The sequence below is a fragment of the Methylobacterium bullatum genome (genome assembly GCF_014845095.1).
GTDB lineage: Bacteria > Pseudomonadota > Alphaproteobacteria > Rhizobiales > Beijerinckiaceae > Methylobacterium > Methylobacterium bullatum.
In genome coordinates this window covers 1-16,862 of sequence record NZ_NKUG01000204.1, presented here as the reverse complement: position 1 = coordinate 16,862, position 16,862 = coordinate 1, and the positions used below count along the sequence as shown (strand labels likewise).

Below are 16,862 nucleotides of genomic sequence, written 5' to 3'. Positions count from 1 at the left end.
TTCTGTTAGGCGCTCTTAGACGCGGGGCATGCTCCACCTCGAACCTGGCCCATGCGTATCGAGGCCCGGTCGTTCGCCTCGCCTGCGAAGGGAAGATCCGGATGACACGACTGATGACGACGCTCGCGGTGCTCGGGACCTTCGGGGCCGCGATGACCGCCCACGCGGCCTCCGACCTCGGCCGCCAGGCCCGTTCCAACGGACCGAACATGCCACTGTCCCGGGATGTCGTGCCGAGCGAGATCAGGCCACAGGAGCCGGCCGCGACGGGGAGCATGAAGGGACGCGGCGGATACGGCGAGAAATCCCGGTGGCGGGACATCAGGCGCCCGTCCGTCCGCCGTCGCGTTGAGGGGTTCTGTCGTGACGTTCTCGACGCAGCTTCTGTACGGCGGGCCGGACCCCAAGCGGCGGGCCGGTGAGCCTGCCTACTTCCTCGATTCCTCCGCGCTGCGGCCGGCACGGCAGGAAGCGCGGGCTTGGTCCGGCGCGGCAAGGGTGACCGGGGGCGCCGTCGCTGTGGCGGTCGCCATCATGGACCGGGGCCGGGAGGTGTACCGGTACCCTGCAGCCCCGAACCTCAGTGGGCCGACATCCGGTCGAGGCGGGCTTGGTCGATAAGGCGGACCCCGCCCGGCACGATCAGGATGCAGCCATCCCGGTCGAGGCGCGACAGGGTCCGGCTCACCGTCTCGATGGTCAGGCCGAGATGGTCGGCGATGTCGAGGCGGCCCATGGGCAGTTCGAGGGTGACCGAGGACCGGCCGATCCGGACGTAGCGGTCCTGCAACCCGGTCAGGAAGGAGGCGATCCTCTCATCCGCGGTGCGCCGCCCGAGCAGCATCATCATGTCCTTGGCCCGCGACAGTTCCTGTCCGGTGATCTCGTGCAGGTGCATCATCAGGCCCGGCTGTCCGAAGACCAGGTTTCTGAACGCCAGCCGCTCGAACCGGCAGGCGGTGACAGGGCCGAGGGCGTCCGCCGACACCGCGAAACGGTCGAGCATCGACAGCCCCAGGAAATCCCCCGGGAAGGCGAAGCCGGTGACCTGCCTGCGTCCGTCGGGCAGGATGCGATAGAGGCGCAACGCGCCGGACGTGACGATGAAGACCGAGCAGGCGGGCTCGTCCTGGCTGAACAGCGTCTCCTTCTGGTCGAGCGACACCCGCCGGCTCAGGGGTTCCAGCGTGTCGCGCTCCGCCAACGGCAGGGCGGTCGACAGGCTGACGAGACGGACCCGGTTGAAACCGTCCCCCACGAAGGACGGCATGACCGGTACGGGTGGCCTGGCCGTCGAAACGATGGGTAGGGAATGGATCGACATGGAATCTGTCCTTCCGCTTGGGGACGGCCTCTCACGGTGGGCCTGTCAATCACCGCCTCATGGCATCACGCGTCGCCGCGGCAACCCCGCCAGCGTTCAGTCGCCAGGAGCCGTTCCTCCCTGCGGGCGAGTTCAAGGAAGGCGTCCCGTGCATCCACGTCGAGCCGGAAGGCGCGTTGCAGGACACCCGCCGCCAGGCCGACCGTGGCATCGTCCCATGCTTGGCCATCCGCCGTTCGCCCGCCGGCGCCGACGACCGCTCTGGCCAGTACGGAAAAGGCATCGGCTTCGAACATCCAGACCCTATCCTGAGTATTTGCAGTCCAGGCTTCATCTACGGGGGTAACGCGGCAGCGACCTTAAAGCACTGTTTCAGAATTGAGGACCAGGGACGCGAAATCGCGCAAGTCTTTCCTCCGGTTTACGCCGCAGCGGGGACGGCAGGTGTCGCAGGGGTCAGGCCCACGTCCAGATGGACCGGGTTGTGAAGGGTGTTCGCCACCGGCGACCACAGGACCGTGTGCTTGATCATCGCCGCCAGCACCTTCCGGGACGCATCGGCGTCGATGGACACCGCGACGCGGATGCTCTCGAACCCGATGGTCTTCGGATGGAGGTCGCCGGCGCCCCATACGGAGGTCATGTTGATGTCGGCCTCGACGCTGAGCTCCAGAGAGCGGATCGGGATGCCCCGGGCCAGGGCATTGGCGTGGATGCCGATGGAGAGGCACGACCCCAGGGCGGCGAGCAGGGCCTCGGAGGCGTTGGGCGCCGCCGCCTCGCCGAGGATGCCCTCGGGCTCGTCCTCCATCACCGGCTGCGGCGGCAGGTCCCGGATGTAGTTGAGCTGGCTCAGCCGACCCTGCGCCACCGTGCGGCAGCGCAGGGTGCGCACGGCGCTCGGGTCGGCCTTGGCCTGCGCGACGACGAAATCGAGCGCGCGTTTGCCCCCCAGGGACGGTGGGATATCGGGAGTCGGTGGTGGCTTGACCATGAATATTTCCGTCGTTTGTTTTGCTGGCGAGATTATCCGCCCTAATTATCCGGCGTAATTTCCCGAATAGGTGATGCACGATTTCTAGTTTAGGCTCTTCGGCGTTCCCGGCGGCAACCAAATATGACGACGAGGACTGCGGAATTGACGAGGTATGCCGGATGCTGGACTGGGATGATCTGAGATTTTTCCTGGCCTTATCGCGACACGGCAGCCTCTCGGCGGCCGCCAAGGTGCTCCACGTCTCCCAATCGACCGTCGGGCGGCGCCTCAACTCGTTGGAGGCGACGCTTGCCGTGCGCCTGCTCAACCGCACCCCGGAAGGCTACGTGCCAACGCTTGCAGGCGAGGAGGTTCGGCGGAAGGCCGAGAGCCTGGAGACCGAGGCCCTCGCGCTGGAGCGGGACGTCACCGGCCGCGACAGCCACCTGCGGGGGCTGGTTCGGGTAACTTGTGCCGAGACGATGGCCGCGCACCTCCTCGCCCCGAGCTTTGCCGGCCTGCATTCCCGGCACCCGGACATCATGATCGAGCTCATTCCCAACCCGCGGGAACTCAGCCTGGCGATGCGCGAGGCGGACATCTCGGTCCGCATGCGGCAGCCCGAGCAGAACGACCTCGTGGTGCGGCGCATCGGCGGCATCGCCTTCGGCCTCTACGCCACGTCGGACTACATCAAGGAGCGCGGCGACCTGAACTTCGACGACGGCTGCCCGGACCATCACCTGATCACCCAGATGGAGGACAGCCAGGAGATGACGCAGTCGGCCTGGCTGACCGAGATGGCCTCACGGTCGCGCGTCGTCCTGCAGACCAGCAGCCACGAGGCCGCCGTGCTGGCGGCCGCCAACGGCGGGGGGCTGGCCTGCCTCGCCCGGTTCCGCGGCGACGAGGAACCCCGGCTCGTCCGGATGGACGTGCCGACGGAACCGCCCAGCGCCGACGTCCTCCTGCTGGTCCACAAGGACAACCGCGACACCCCGAGGATACGGACGGTGCTCACGCACATCACGGAGAGTATCCAGGCGCTCGAACACCTGCTGCAGCCCCCCGGCGCGAACGACGAGGAGGTACGCGACGTCGGCACCTGATGGCCCGCTTCCACTGACCAACGTGGACCGGCCTTGATCCAGGACAAAGCATTGAGGGGGCCGACGGGTCAAACCGGGAGGAATGGACGGGGCGAACAGTCTTTGATCGCCCGACATCCCGGAACACGACCATGCAACGACCAGCCAGATCCGTCGCCCTCGGGGCGGTCCTTACGCTCTTCTTGATGGCCCCGCTCCGCGCCGCCGAGGAGCCGAAGGCTGGACCCATGGCCGAGACGGAGGCCAGGCCGGCCCAGGTCTGCCTCGACCACCTCAAGGCCTTCGACGCGCAGATGGAGAAGGACGGCTACTGGCTGGGCGGGTCCGGCTACGGCTACGGCTATCCCCTCGGCGGCTACTGGTTCGGCGGCATGACCGGGAACGCCGGCATGGCCATGGGGGCCGCGTCCGCGATGGTGGGGTACGCGAACGCCCGGCCCGGATACGAGGTCCGGGTGCTCCTCTCGGCCGCCGACATCCTGGCGCGCCACGGCAGGCAGCAGCCGTGCGAGGACGTGCTCGTCCAGATCCGGTCGAGCTACGAGGCGTACAAGACCGACATGCAGGGCCGTGACCTCCGGGTCGCGAACGCGCTGGGCTTCCGCAAGCAGGAGCTTTCGCTAGCGCAGCCGGTCATGACGCGGGTCGCCGCCTTCCGGTCGGACGACCTGCTCGGGAGCGAGGTGCGAACCCCCGGCAACGTCGCGCTCGGCAGCGTCGACGACATCGTCATGGGGGCCGAGGGCGGCAAGATCGCCTACCTCGTCATCGCCCGCGGTGGCGTCTTCGGTCTCGGCGAACGCCACGTCGCGGTGCCGTGGGACCAGTTCAAGGTCTCGCCGAACCTGAATATCCTCGTCCTCGACACGACCAAGGACGCCATGGACCAGGCCCCCCGCATCGTCGAGGGCAGGTTCGTGAGGGCGGAGCCGTTCGCCCGGCAGACGGCGAAGGCGGACGCTTATTGGAGCGCCGCCGCCAGGACCCCGCGGACGGACTGAGCCCGCGTATCGGCCGGCCGACGATTGCTGCCCCCATCCCCCGGACCCAAGATTGGATTTTCACCATGTGTAAGATGACGACACTCACGGCGACCTTCCTCGCCCTTGCGATGATGACCACGGTCCAGGCGCGGGCGCCAATGCCCCCCCCCGCGGATGCCGCGGCGACGATGCGCGAGGCCGGCCGCGAGGCGAACGAGGCAGCCGATGCGGCCCGCGAGGCGGCCCGGCTCGCGCTGCAGGCCTCGAAGGCGGCGGTGAGGGACGCCCCGAAGCAATCCGCCGACATGATCGGGAAGCTCGTCACCGAGGCGGCGGACGCGGCTACGCGTGCCAAGACCAAGATCGCGGAGGCCAACAGGGCGGCGGGGGTGTCGGCGAACGCCTCGATGCACAAGGCCGCCGATTCCGCGCGGAAGTCGGTCGAGGCGACGCAGGCGGCGGTGCGGAAGTCGAAGGATGCCATGGCGGCCTCGATCAGTTCCAACATGGCGGCGATGCGTCGGGCGGCATCCGCGGCGCGGGCATCCATCGTTCGGGCGGCAACGGCCACCGCGAACGCCGCCCGTGCCGCCCGCGAGGCCGCCAGGACCACCTGGGACCGCGACATGGCTCAGAGCCAGGTTCGCGGCTGACGACGGCCGGACGCGGCTTCCAAACGCCACCTCAAGGGAGAACGACGATGGCAATGAGCAAGATGTCCCGCGCCTGCGAGGAAGCCGCGCACCAGCATGACCGGGCCGCGGCCCACTACCGGCATTCGGCCAGGCATCTCGAAAAAGGCGAGCACGCCGCAGCCGCGAAGGAGCGGGACCTCGCCCTCGACCACTCCGAGAAGGCCCGGATCGACGAGGTCGGGCTTCGCCCCGATGGCGTCGTCTCCGACGAGCGGACGAGGTCCGAGGCGGCCTGGCATTTCATGGGCTGACGCTTGCGCGCGTCGGTTTCCCTGCCACCAGAGACGAGGAATCCTCATGGCGAACCCGAATTTCCCAGACCGGCCGAACCCGACGTTTCCCGACCAGTCGCCGGCCCATCCCCCGCAGCCCGACCACAGCCCGCTGCCCGAGCCGCGTGGTGTGCCCGACTACGGCCCGGAGGAGATGCCTCCGTCCAACGAGCCGCTCGGCGTCCCGTCCGGTTCACCGCCGGAGATCGGATGACCGCCGATACGAAGATCCCGCCCCCCGGCGTTGCCCTGGCGAGGGGACCGCCGGCGACGTGCGAGTACGAGGCATCCTGCGCGCATGCCATCGAGACATCGCTCGGCATCCAAGGGCTTGGGGTGCATCGGGAGCACGACCGGATCGTCAGGGAGATAGCCCGGACTGTCGATGGCACCGACCCGTTCGCCGCGGTGGTGCGCGCGTCACAGATGGCGATGGTGATCACCGACCCGCTGCAGGACGACAACCCCATCGTCTTCGCCAACGATGCCTTCTGCACCCTGACCGGCTACGGGCGCGACGAGATCCTCGGGCGCAACTGCCGATTCCTCCAAGAGGCGGATACGGACCCCGTCGAGATCGGACGCCTGCGCGAGGCCATCGAAGGGCGCGTCCCGGTCGAGGCCCAACTCCTCAACCGCCGCAAGGACGGAAGCCTGTTCTGGAACCGGATCTATCTGTCCCCGGTGTTCGAAGGCGATGCGCTGACCTACTTCGTCGCCTCCCAGGTTGACGTCACCTCCGAGAAAGCCCGCCTGACCCGTCTGGAGACAGACCGCGAGGCGTTGGAGCGCGAGGTCGAGCGTCGGACCCGTGACCTGTCCCGGAGCGAGGAGCGCCTGCGGTTCGTACTCCAGGCCGGGCGGCTCGGTTCGTGGAGCCTGGACCTCGCCGACATGCGCTTCGTCGCGTCGGAGACCTTCAAGCTCGCCCTCGGTCGAGATCCCGGGGACCCGCTGAGCCGAGCCGAGTACGAGACCCTCATCCACCCGGACGACCGTGCCCGGCGGGACGTGGCCGTCGCGGAGTGCATCGCTGGGCACGGCGACTACGATGTCGAGTACCGGATCGTGAAGCCAACCGGCGAGGTGCGGTGGCTCAAGATCCGCGGGCAGCCGTTCTACGGGGCCGACGGGGCGCCATCGCGGCTGGCCGGCATCGCCCTCGACGTCACCGAGCGCAAGCATGCGGAAGCGCATCGCGCGCTGCTCGCCAACGAGCTCAACCACCGCGTCAAGAACACCTTGGCGACCGTCCAGTCCATCGTCGCCCAGACCCTGCGGGCGAACATGTCGCCGCAGGAGACCCGCGACGTCATCCAGGGCCGCATCCATTCCCTGGCCGCGGCGACCGACGTGCTCACGCGCGAGAGTTGGGATGGCGCGACGCTGGCCGCCGTGGCGGCGACAGCCCTGGCGCCATTCCGGACCGAGGGCGACCGCCGCATCACGATCCGCGGGCCGGAGGTGATGCTGACCCCGAGGCTCGCCCTGGCCTTTTCCATGGCCTTCCATGAACTCGCGACAAACGCCGTGAAGTACGGCGCGCTGACCAGCGAGGTCGGTCGCATCCTGCTCGATTGGGACATCATCGACGGCTTGCGGCCCGAGACGCTGCGCCTGACCTGGCGGGAGTCCGAGGGGCCGCCGGTGTGCCCGCCGACCCGGCGCGGCTTCGGCTCGCGCATGATCGAGCGGGCCTTGGCCGACGAACTCCAGGGCCGGGCGGAGATCGACTACCGGCCCGACGGCGTCGTCTTCATCGCCGAGGCCCGCATGCCCGATATCCGTCGCCCGGACCAGTCCCGGTCGCCGGCCTGACGGCCTGACGGCCTGATCGAGGGCCCGCCGTTCGACCCCTTCCGCCCTCCCTAGTGGAGGAAATCTGACGCTTGGTACCCCGCTGCCGAAGCTGCTTTCGAGCGCATACCTTCCGCGATGCCGTAGATATGTGCGATACCGTGCAAATGACACCAGTCTGCATCTGCGTCCGCGAGATCGATGCCGCGTCTGAGATCACCGACACCACAGTAATTTCGAGGGTTGAGACTGCGATCAACGCTCTTGAGGCGTCTTGCTCCACACCCGCTGAACGGGTTCTTGCCCTGGAACGTGTCTATGAGACGTTCGCGCGTCGGCGTCGTAGCAAGGCTCAAGTGCCGTTCGGCCGCTTCATCGCCCACCACCTTGATATACGTCAGAACCGTATCTTGATGCGAGCCTGAAAGGCGTGGGTGAGAATGGTTCATACAATCGGTCACTACCGATCTTGGACGCTTCGGGGGGACAGCATCCACCGCTGGTTCGCTTCCCGCGCCATCGAGGCCTCGATGGTCGGCGCAAAGGTCCCCGACCACGCGATGTCGGTCAGACGACCTTGAGCAGCCAGCGCAGCGGCAGGGCGACAGCCGTAAGGAAGGCGATGCCGCCGCCCCATAGCGTTACGAACCAGACGAGGCGACGGATCGGGATCGGAATGGTTATGGCGCTGTCCTCAATGGTAGCCCGGCGCGCCGGCGGTGACCTTGCCGCGGAACAGCCAGTAGACGTAGGCCGTGTAGCCGAGGATCATCGGCAGCAGCACGACCGTCCCAACGAGGAGGAAGCGTTGGCTGCTCGGGTGAGTGGCGGCATCCCAGATCGTCACTGAGGGCGGCACGATCATCGGGAACAGGCTGATGCCGAGTCCGACATAGGACAGCAGGAACAGGCCGAGCCCGCAGAGGAAGGGCATGACCTCCTCGCGCCGGTCGAGCGCGTTGCGCAGGCGCCAGCCGAGAAGGCCGACCAAGACCGGGACCGGGGTGACGAAAGCCATGGCCGGCCAGGTCAGCCAACGACCCCGGAAGGCGGGGCTCAGAAGCGGCATCGCCAGAGACACGACGGCGATGGCGACGAGGGTCGCCACCCCGAATCCCCGCGCGAGGCGGTAGGCCCGAAGCTGGAGTTCGCCCTCGGTCTTCCAGATCAGCCAGCAGGTTCCCAGCAGCCCGTAGCCCGCCACCAGGGCGAGGCCGGTGAGGATGGAGAACGGCGACAGCCAATCCCACCATCCACCGGCATAGGACCGCCCCTCGACCCTGACCCCCTGCACTAGGGCACCAAGGCAGATCCCCTGGCAGAAGGCGGCGACGAAACTTCCAGCTGAGAAGGCGCTGTCCCAGGCCGTCTGGGACAATTGGGTCGCAGTCCGGAAACGCATCTCGAACGCGACGCCGCGGAACACCAGGGCGAGCAGCATCAGGGTGAGCGGGATGTAGAGGGCCGGCAGCAACGTGGCGTAGGTCAGGGGGAACACCGCGAACAGGCCGCCGCCGCCGAGGATGAGCCAGGTCTCGTTGCCGTCCCAGACCGGGGCGACGGTGTTCACCATCACGTCCCGGTCGGCCTTATCGCGGATGGCCGGGAACAGGATGCCGATCCCGAGGTCGAAGCCGTCCATGACGACGTAGAGGAAGACGGCGGTGGCGATGAGGAGGGCCCAGACGAGGGTGAGATCGATGTCCATGGGGACTACTCCGCGGGCTGGAAGGCGGGACGGCTGGCGCCGTGGTGCGGCGTGTCGAGCGCCGGCGCCGGGGTAATGCCGGCGGTGCGGACCGGCACGCCGGTTGGCGGTCCCGATTCATGGACGTGCGGGGTCTGGTTGAAGAGGTAGAGCAGGTACCAGATGCCCGCCCCGAACACGACGAGGTAGACCACCGCGAAGGCGGCGAGCGAAGCCGCGACTGCAGGGGCGGCGACCGGCGAGACGCTGTCGGCGGTGCGCAGCAGGCCGTAGACCGTGAAGGGCTGTCGGCCGGTCTCGGTGACGGTCCAGCCGGCGGTGACGGCGATGAGGCCGGACGGTCCCATGGCGACCGCGAAGCGCTGGAACCAGGTGGCGTCGTAGAGCCGGCCCTTCCACCGCAGCCAAAGGGAGGCGAGGCCGAGGGCGATCATGAGCATGCCGAGCCCGACCATGATCCGAAACGACCAGAACACCAGCGGGAGGTTGGTCGGCCAGGTCGAGCGGGGCATGTCCTTGAGCCCCTTCACGGTGCCGTTCAGGTCATGCGTGAGGTAGAGGCTGGCCAGTCCCGGGATGCCGAGGGCGCCACGCGTCTCCCCGGCCTCGTCGTCGGGCCATCCGAACACCAGGGCGGGGGCCCGACTTTGGGTCTCGAAATGCCCCTCCATCGCCGCGACCTTGGCGGGCTGGTGCTCGTAGGTGTTGGCGCCGTGCAGGTCGCCGATGACCAGCTGCGCTGGGGCGACGATGGCGGCCATCCACATGGCCATGGAGAACATCACCCGGGCGCGGGAGTTCTTGCCGTCGCGCAGGAGGTGCAAGGCACCGACCGCACCCACGATCATTGCAGTCGTCAGGTAGGCGCCGGTCACCGTATGGGCGAACCGGTAGGGAAAGGACGGATTGAAGACGATGGCCCACCAGTCGGCGGGGGCGAACCGACCGTCCGCTCCCATCGTGTGGCCGGTGAGGGTGTGCATCCAGGAGTTAGCTGAGAGAATCCAGAAAGCCGACATCAAGGTGCCGACGGCGACGAGGCAGGTCGCCGTGAAGTGCAGGCGCGGGCCGACGCGCTCCAGCCCGAAGAGCATGACGCCGAGGAAGCCCGCCTCCAGGAAGAAGGCGGTGAGCACCTCGTAGCCGAGGAGCGGCCCCAGGATCGGTCCCGTGCGATCCGCGAAGACCGACCAGTTGGTGCCGAACTGGTAGGACATCACCAGTCCCGACACGACGCCCATGGCGAAGGCCACCGCGAAAACCTTGAGCCAATAGCGGTAGGTGTCGAGGTAGACGGCCCTGCCGGTGAGCAGCCAGCGTCCTTCCAGGACGGCGAGGAAACTCGCCAGGCCGATGGTGAAGGCCGGGAACAGGAAGTGCCAGACGATGGTCAGGGCGAACTGGGTGCGTGCGAGGTCCACCGCGCTCGGCAAGGTCAGGGAAGGCATCGGGCTCTCCGGGCGTCCAGGGACGCTCCCGGATCGGTCCCGGGCACGCTGCCCCTATCCGTCGCCCGGCGCTTTGCGCTGGATCAAGGACGGCCGGGATCACCTCGGCCGCGCGATTGCTTCGGCATCCGTGTGAATAAGCGTGCCCTCGCAACCTCGCCCTTGTTAGCCGTAACGATGGAGGTCTCTCGCCGCGTAGGTTTTCCTCCGTGAAGCGGCCAGTACCGTTCCATCGCCAGGTAGGTGAACGAGGCCGACCAACCGATCAGCAGGAGTCCGTTGAGGGCCTCCACGCCGGCGATCATGCGGGTGTGGGATGTCGGGACCTAGTCGCCGAAGCCCAGCGACGTGTAGGTGACGACCGAGAAATAGAGGCAGTCCAGGAAGGTCTTGACGGGCGTTCCCGCGAAGGCGTCTTCCCCGATCCAGAGCACCAGGAGCCAGTCGGCGCCAGCGTAGATCCACACCGCGACCGTGTGCCCGACGAAGGTCATCAGCACCACGCCCAGGATGCGGACCCGGGGTGGAACCGGCAGCTCTACGATATGCTCCGAGGTCAGGCGCAGGGTCTCGTAGAGCACCAGGATCGTGGTGACGACGAGGATGACGCTGGCCGTCATGGCGATGAGCATGCCGCGCTTCCGCTGGGGGATACGGGCCAGCCATCGCACCGGCTGCGACCGAGATCCTTGACCTGCGTCAAGTAGATGCGGCGGCTGCCTCGTCGGGCTTTCGTCGAACCGGCCGGGCGGCTGTGATCCAGATCAAGGCGCGCCTGGACGATTTGGGCTCAAGTGCCTTCGAGTGCCCGATGCCGGGGTGCCCGAAAGTCAGGAAACCATGCCGGATATTCGCGTCTCGGAAGCACTCTGGTCCACGGGCATGCTGGAACGCTGGCTCGTCGAGGACGGGGCCAGGGTACGGGAGGGCGAGGCCGTGGCGGCTGTCCGGATCGGGGAGTCGCTGCACGACATCGTCTCCTCCGCGGAGGGCCACGTGTCGATCATGGCGCCCGCAGGCGACCTGGTCGACCCCGGCTGCATCATCGCCGCGGTCAATGCGCGATGACGCGCCGCTCCGGTACCATCGACATAAGGACAACGGCATGACCGGGACGCTGACCCACGGATGGGGTTTGGGTTTCGCCACCGTCCTGTCCGTTGCCATCGCCCAGCAGGCACTGGCCGGCCCCGTCGAGAACCACCGCATTCGGGGTTGGACACTGGCCACCCAGCAATGCAGCCAGTGCCATGCTATCGGCAAGGGCGCCGGGACACGCATCTTCGCCGGCCCGAGTTTCACGGCGGTGGCCGCCATGCCGTCGACCACGGGTATGGCGCTCAACGTCTTCCTCCGGAGCCAACACCCGAGCATGCCGAGCGTGAGGCTGGACCGGGACGAGATGGATGCGGTCATCGACTACATCCTCAGCCTCAAGGCCGCCGAACCCAAAGGTCGTTGATCCTCGGGGGAGGCATGCGGAAAATCACTCAGATGACCCTGCTTCACGCCGAGCATGATGCGCATGCAGGCCACGTGCATGCTGGTCTGCGTCCAGAGGTGAACGATGGCTCCAGCCCGGTCAGGGACCCGGTCTGTGGCATGGCGGTGGACCCGGGAACCGCCATGCACAGGACGGTGCATGACGGACATTCGTACGACTTTTGCTCGAATGGCTGCCGCACGAAGTTCGAGGCCGATCCGCAGCGCTATCTCCACCCTGTCAAGGCAGAGGCGAAGGCGGTCCCGATGCCCCCGGGCACGGACTACACCTGTCCGATGCACCCCGAGGTCCATCAAGTCGGTCCCGGCGCCTGTCCGATCTGCGGCATGGCCCTGGAGCCGGCGACCATGAGCCTGGACGACGGTCCGAACGAGGAGCTGGTCGACATGACCCGGCGGTTCTGGGTCGCGCTGGTCCTGACGCTACCGGTCTTCGTCATCGAGATGGGCGGGCATCTCACGGGCCTGATGGAGTGGATCGGGCAGCGGAACTCCAACTGGATCCAGTTCGCACTGGCCACCCCGGTGGTGCTCTGGGCGGGTTGGCCGTTCGTCGTGCACGGATACCAATCCCTCGTCCTGCGCTCGCTCAACATGTTCACGCTGGTGGCGCTCGGAACGGGCGTGGCCTGGGGCTACTCCGTGGTGGCCACACTGTTGCCAAGCCTGTTTCCAGCGGCCCTGCGCGGCCATGCCGGTGCCGTCCCGACGTACTTCGAGGCCGCCGCCGTCATCACGGTCCTCGTCCTCCTCGGGCAGGTCCTGGAGCTTCGGGCTCGCGAGAGCACCGGGGGGGCGCTGCGTGCGCTCCTCGATCTGGCCCCGAAGACCGCGCGCCGGCTTAGGGAAGATGGGACGGAGGACGAGGTCGAGCTCGATGACATCTCGGTCGGCGACCGCCTGCGCGTGCGGCCCGGCGAGAAGGTGCCGGTCGACGGTGTCCTGGTCGAGGGCCGCAGCTCCGTCGACGAGTCCCTCGTCACCGGGGAATCGATGCCGGTCACCAAGGAGGCCGGCGCGACGGTCGTCGGCGGAAGCATCAACCAGTCCGGCGCCCTCATCATTGAGGCCCGCAAGGTCGGCCGCGACACCATGCTGGCCCGCATCGTCCAGATGGTGACCGAGGCCCAGCGCAGCCGCGCGCCGATCCAACGCCTCGCCGACAAGGTAGCGGGCTGGTTCGTTCCCGTCGTTATCGGGGTGGCGGTCCTCGCCTTCGCGGCCTGGATGGCATTCGGACCGGAGCCAAGGTTCACCTATGCGCTCGTGGCGGCGGTCTCGGTGCTCATCATCGCCTGTCCCTGTGCCCTCGGTCTGGCCACCCCGATGTCGATCATGGTCGGCGTCGGAAGCGGGGCAGGGATGGGCATCCTTATCAAGAGCGCCGAGGCACTGGAGCGCATGGAAAAGGTCACGACCCTGGTCGTGGATAAGACCGGCACCCTGACCGAGGGCAAGCCGACCGTGACCCGCATTGTCCCTGCGGACGGGTTTTCGGAGGAGGAGATCTTGCGGCTATCGGCCGGCGTAGAGCGGTCGAGTGAGCATCCCCTCGCGGTCACCATCGTGGCGGCTGCTCAAAAACGCAACTTCACGATTCCTGCGGTCTCGGAGTTCATCTCCCCCACCGGCAAGGGCGCCCTCGGCACGGTCGAGGGCCGCCACATCCTGCTCGGTAACGCGAAGTTCCTCGCCGGGGAGAACGTCACCACAGCGGACCTCGACGCGGTGGCGGACGGGCTGCGCCGGGACGGGGCCACCGCGATCTATGCCGCCATCGATGGGCGGGTGGCGGGCGTAATCGCCATCGCGGACCCGGTGAAGGCCACGACCGCGGAGGCCCTGGCCGGCTTGAAGGCTGAGGGCATTCGCGTCGTCATGCTGACCGGGGACAACCGCACCACCGCCGAGGCCGTCGCCCGGCAGCTCGGGATCGAGGAGGTCGAGGCCGACGTGCTACCCGACCGGAAGGCTGCGGTGGTCGAGCGCCACAAGGCTGCGGGCCAGGTCGTCGCCATGGCAGGTGACGGGGTCAACGACGCCCCCGCGCTGGCCTCGGCGGATGTCGGCATCGCGATGGGCACCGGCACCGACGTCGCCATCGAGAGCGCCGGCATCACGCTGCTCAAGGGAGACCTGACGGGCATCGTGCGGGCTCGCCGATTGTCGCGCGCTGTCATGGGCAACATCCGGCAGAACCTGTTCTTCGCCTTCGCCTACAACGCGGCCGGGATACCCATCGCCGCCGGGGTGCTCTACCCGACCTTCGGCCTGCTGCTGTCCCCAATCATCGCGGCGGCGGCGATGTCGCTCTCCTCAGTCAGCGTGATCGGAAATGCCCTACGGCCCCGGGCTGTGAGCCTGTAAGACAGGCATGTCCCGAAGCTGGTCAAGTTCTCACGAGTATCACTGCCACTTCCATGGGGATGCGCTTCGGGCATGGCAGGCGACACAGCTGTCCCAACGCTTCGAGAAGCGGCGGCAAACGACGACGACCTCTTTGCAATCTGCCCCATTAAAGAGGCCGAGCCATGCTGAGGGGTCCGTTGCTTCATACGATGCATGGTCACCCCCCAGAGATGACGGGCGACCATGCATTACTTTAGGTTGATACTGCGCGGAACTTTGGTGTTCGAAAACGGATCATTGGGTCGGCTATCATTAGGTACGGTTATTATCTGCCATTTGCGCGGCAGAGCAGTGATGTTGGTGATATTGATCGCCGGGTTCAGCGCCATGCTGATCGTGATCCCCTTAAAGGGCCCGAGCACATGCCATTGGCCCACAGAGCTAATCGAGCCGCTTCTATCGGGTAAAGTGAGTCACTTACCCGGGAAACGAGTCTCTCTTCCTCGGTAACGATAGAACGCCAGCTTCGTGATGAACCGCAAGGTCCAGAGCACGATCCGCAAGATGAAGGATGCCGACGGAAACTACCTGTGGCAGCCGCCGGTCTCGGCCGACAGGATCGCGACCCTGCTCGGCTTCCCCGTGGCCGAGGCCGAGGCGATGCCGGATGTGGCGGCCAACAGCCTGTCCATCGCCTTTGGCGACTTCAAGCGCGGCTACCTCGTGGTGGACCGCGCCGGCCTGCGCGTCCTGCGCGATCCCTACTCGGCCAAGCCCTACGTGCTGTTCTACACGACCAAGCGCGTCGGCGGCGGCGTGCAGGATTTCGACGCGATCAAGCTGCTGAAGTTCGCGTGAGTCTCGCTGCCCCCCGGTCGAAACAGCCTGGGGGCGGCCCTTGCAGCGCCCTACCGCCGTCCCGGCCGCGCCATCCAGTCCGAGCGGTTGGAGCGGCGGAAGCTCGCGGGGGCTTCGCTCTGGGAGAGCTGCGCCATCTCGGCGGCGCGCGACGTGATCCAGCCGGCATGCTGGCCGGTGGGGGTCACCGCCGTGAAGCCTCCGCAGGCGGTGCGGGCGCGCTTGTCCTGGCGCATGGCGCCGCTCGACCAGCTGACCACGCCGACGATCTGGTAGCCGCCCGGACCGCCGCGCAGGATCGGCCCGCCGGAATCGCCGAGGCAGGCGCCGGCTCCCGCCGTCTCGGCGAGCTTGCGCCGGTCGGTCACCACCGTGACCGTGTTGGCGACCTGGAGCGAGCCGATGGAGACCAGATGCGCCTGCCGCAGGGTGCGGGCGGTGTTGCGGCGGTTCTCCGCCACCACGCCGAAGCCGGCGATGTCCACCGACTCGCCGGTGCCGATGGCCCCGCCGCCGCGCGGATCGAGGGGCTGGAAATCGGCCCCCAGGGGCTCGGACAGTTTGATGAGGGCGAGATCGATGCCGGGCTGATCCTCCGGCGTGGTGCCGGGCACGAAATCGGGGTGCATCGACGCCGCGATGGCGGAGATGCGGCGCTGGCGGAATGACCGGTCGACGGCGACGACGCTGTAGCCGGCCTGGTGCATGACACAATGCGCGGCGGTCAGCACGAGATCGGGACCGATGAGCGTGCCGGAGCAGATCTCGCCCTGGGTGCTCTCGATGCGCACCACCGAGGCGCGCAACCCATTGGGATCACGCGAGACTTCGCCGTTGATCACGGCAAAGGCCGGAGCCGGAATCAGCCCGACCAGCGCCGTGACGACGGCCCTGCGGAGCGCGGTCGCGAACATCGTGTCTCTCCCGCGCCCGGCTGAAAGCCCCGGACGTCCCTGGAATGAAGCCTAGCCTAAGGCAATCCCTCGGCCAAGCTCCGGTTCCGTCGCTGAGGCGGCGCGGCGTCAGGGGGCGGACCAGCCGGCGGAGCGGCCCCATCCGGCGAGAACCCGGTCGATCCACTCGCGCTGCGGCCCCAGCAGGACGCCCTGCGAGATGGAGCCACATGCTCCGCCCCCGACCCAGGCGGAGACGGCCAGTGGCGGCGCGCCGGGCGTAGTCGCGATCGGCCCGCCGGAATCGCCCTGGCAGGCGCCGGATGCGCCGCCGGACGGCTTCATCCAGACCAGGATGCGGCTCTGCCCGTAGGGCTCGACCACGGGGAGGACGGCGCTGCGGAAGGTGCCGGTGGTGCGCGCCTCGCCCGGTTTCGACACCCCGTAGCCGGAGAGGACGAGGCTCTCGCCGGCGCGCGGCAGGGCGGTGCTCAGGGGGGTCGGCCGGAAGCGGCCGGGAAGCGGTGTCGCGGTGCGGATGAGGGCCAGATCGATGGAGCGCCGGCGCCCGGCGATGGCGCCGGCATCGTAGCCGGGATGGACCGCGCGGGCCGCGAGATCGACCAGCACCGGCTGGCCCGCCTCGTCGCGAAAATGCACCCGGTGCTCCGCGCCGCCCCGGCGGGAGCCCACCGCCACGCAATGGCCCGCCGTCAGCACCGCATCCTGCGCCACGACGATGCCGGTGCACACGCCGCCGTTCGAGGACAGCACCATCACGGCCGCGCCGGCCGGTGCCGTGATCGGCGGCCGCGAGGCGCCGGAGGCGGCCGGCTCGGCCGTGATGGTGCTGTCCTCGAACGGCGGCGTGTGCACCGGCATCGTCGGGGCGCAGGATGCGGGGCTGCCGGGGGGCCATTGGGTGGCGGGGGGGTCCAGCCGGGGGG

General features: G+C 68.0%; 18 protein-coding genes and 1 pseudogene. 10 read left to right on the top strand and 9 right to left on the bottom strand.

Features of this window, described 5'->3' with window-relative positions:
* Nucleotides 1-580: 580 nt before the first annotated feature.
* The 3 genes from MBTS_RS21840 to MBTS_RS21830 all read right to left on the bottom strand — a co-directional run bounded on the left by MBTS_RS21840 (nucleotide 581) and on the right by MBTS_RS21830 (nucleotide 2,318).
* The gene (locus MBTS_RS21840) at nucleotides 581-1,324 is read right to left on the bottom strand and encodes a Crp/Fnr family transcriptional regulator (protein WP_187273461.1); all 744 of its coding nucleotides are present in this window, start codon (nucleotides 1,322-1,324) and stop codon (nucleotides 581-583) included.
* Nucleotides 1,325-1,389: 65 nt separating this feature from the next.
* On the bottom strand, nucleotides 1,390-1,620 hold the full coding sequence (locus tag MBTS_RS21835) for a hypothetical protein (protein WP_147832890.1): 231 nt from the start codon (nucleotides 1,618-1,620) through the stop codon (nucleotides 1,390-1,392).
* A 125-nt stretch (nucleotides 1,621-1,745) separates the two neighbouring features.
* On the bottom strand, nucleotides 1,746-2,318 hold the full coding sequence (locus tag MBTS_RS21830; RefSeq protein ID WP_147832891.1) for an OsmC family protein: 573 nt from the start codon (nucleotides 2,316-2,318) through the stop codon (nucleotides 1,746-1,748).
* 161 nt (nucleotides 2,319-2,479) lie between these two features.
* On the opposite strand from MBTS_RS21830, the gene MBTS_RS21825 reads away from it, so the two are divergent.
* The 6 genes from MBTS_RS21825 (at nucleotide 2,480) to MBTS_RS21800 (ending at nucleotide 7,177) form a co-directional block, all read left to right on the top strand.
* Nucleotides 2,480-3,409, top strand: coding sequence for a LysR family transcriptional regulator (locus tag MBTS_RS21825; RefSeq protein WP_147832892.1), 930 nt, complete (start codon nucleotides 2,480-2,482; stop codon nucleotides 3,407-3,409).
* Nucleotides 3,410-3,594: 185 nt separating this feature from the next.
* Complete coding sequence (locus MBTS_RS21820; RefSeq protein WP_187273462.1) at nucleotides 3,595-4,410, top strand: PRC-barrel domain-containing protein; 816 nt, start codon at nucleotides 3,595-3,597, stop codon at nucleotides 4,408-4,410.
* A 65-nt stretch (nucleotides 4,411-4,475) separates the two neighbouring features.
* The gene (locus tag MBTS_RS21815; RefSeq protein ID WP_192216459.1) at nucleotides 4,476-5,045 is read left to right on the top strand and encodes a hypothetical protein; all 570 of its coding nucleotides are present in this window, start codon (nucleotides 4,476-4,478) and stop codon (nucleotides 5,043-5,045) included.
* Between the two features lie 47 nt (nucleotides 5,046-5,092).
* Nucleotides 5,093-5,338: a hypothetical protein gene (locus MBTS_RS21810; protein ID WP_147832895.1), complete on the top strand. Its 246-nt coding sequence runs from the start codon at nucleotides 5,093-5,095 to the stop codon at nucleotides 5,336-5,338.
* Nucleotides 5,339-5,384: 46 nt separating this feature from the next.
* Entirely contained in the window at nucleotides 5,385-5,573 is a 189-nt protein-coding gene (locus MBTS_RS21805) for a hypothetical protein (RefSeq protein WP_147832896.1), read from the top strand.
* A complete protein-coding gene (locus tag MBTS_RS21800) occupies nucleotides 5,570-7,177 on the top strand; it encodes an HWE histidine kinase domain-containing protein (protein ID WP_147832897.1) in 1,608 nt (535 codons plus the stop codon). Before MBTS_RS21805 ends, MBTS_RS21800 begins: the two co-directional genes overlap by 4 nt.
* A gap of 50 nt (nucleotides 7,178-7,227) precedes the next feature.
* On the opposite strand, the gene MBTS_RS23555 is transcribed toward MBTS_RS21800, so the two are convergent.
* The 4 genes from MBTS_RS23555 to MBTS_RS21785 form a co-directional block, all read right to left on the bottom strand.
* A complete protein-coding gene (locus MBTS_RS23555) occupies nucleotides 7,228-7,605 on the bottom strand; it encodes a hypothetical protein (RefSeq protein WP_210322918.1) in 378 nt (125 codons plus the stop codon).
* Between the two features lie 245 nt (nucleotides 7,606-7,850).
* Nucleotides 7,851-8,864, bottom strand: coding sequence for a cytochrome d ubiquinol oxidase subunit II (gene cydB / locus MBTS_RS21795; protein WP_147832898.1), 1,014 nt, complete (start codon nucleotides 8,862-8,864; stop codon nucleotides 7,851-7,853).
* Between the two features lie 5 nt (nucleotides 8,865-8,869).
* Entirely contained in the window at nucleotides 8,870-10,312 is a 1,443-nt protein-coding gene (locus MBTS_RS21790; protein WP_147832899.1) for a cytochrome ubiquinol oxidase subunit I, read from the bottom strand.
* A gap of 326 nt (nucleotides 10,313-10,638) precedes the next feature.
* On the bottom strand, nucleotides 10,639-10,944 hold the full coding sequence (locus MBTS_RS21785; protein ID WP_238254208.1) for a hypothetical protein: 306 nt from the start codon (nucleotides 10,942-10,944) through the stop codon (nucleotides 10,639-10,641).
* A gap of 208 nt (nucleotides 10,945-11,152) precedes the next feature.
* Between MBTS_RS21785 and MBTS_RS21780 the strand changes: the two genes are divergently transcribed.
* The 4 genes and pseudogenes from MBTS_RS21780 to MBTS_RS21765 all read left to right on the top strand — a co-directional run.
* Nucleotides 11,153-11,380 carry a biotin/lipoyl-containing protein gene (locus MBTS_RS21780; protein ID WP_192216458.1) on the top strand — a complete coding sequence of 76 codons (228 nt, stop codon included), beginning with the start codon at nucleotides 11,153-11,155 and terminating at the stop codon, nucleotides 11,378-11,380.
* A gap of 37 nt (nucleotides 11,381-11,417) precedes the next feature.
* A complete protein-coding gene (locus tag MBTS_RS21775) occupies nucleotides 11,418-11,774 on the top strand; it encodes a c-type cytochrome (RefSeq protein ID WP_192216457.1) in 357 nt (118 codons plus the stop codon).
* A 32-nt stretch (nucleotides 11,775-11,806) separates the two neighbouring features.
* Nucleotides 11,807-14,182: a heavy metal translocating P-type ATPase gene (locus MBTS_RS21770; protein WP_280529956.1), complete on the top strand. Its 2,376-nt coding sequence runs from the start codon at nucleotides 11,807-11,809 to the stop codon at nucleotides 14,180-14,182.
* A gap of 501 nt (nucleotides 14,183-14,683) precedes the next feature.
* Nucleotides 14,684-15,022, top strand: a pseudogene (locus tag MBTS_RS21765) (phage major capsid protein); the annotation flags it as partial.
* Nucleotides 15,023-15,072: 50 nt separating this feature from the next.
* Here the strand turns inward: MBTS_RS21765 and MBTS_RS21760 are convergent.
* Both MBTS_RS21760 and MBTS_RS21755 read right to left on the bottom strand, forming a co-directional pair.
* On the bottom strand, nucleotides 15,073-15,936 hold the full coding sequence (locus MBTS_RS21760; RefSeq protein ID WP_056143374.1) for a S1 family peptidase: 864 nt from the start codon (nucleotides 15,934-15,936) through the stop codon (nucleotides 15,073-15,075).
* A 108-nt stretch (nucleotides 15,937-16,044) separates the two neighbouring features.
* The gene (locus MBTS_RS21755) at nucleotides 16,045-16,854 is read right to left on the bottom strand and encodes a trypsin-like serine protease (protein WP_244973613.1); all 810 of its coding nucleotides are present in this window, start codon (nucleotides 16,852-16,854) and stop codon (nucleotides 16,045-16,047) included.
* Between the last annotated feature and the right edge of the window lie 8 nt (nucleotides 16,855-16,862).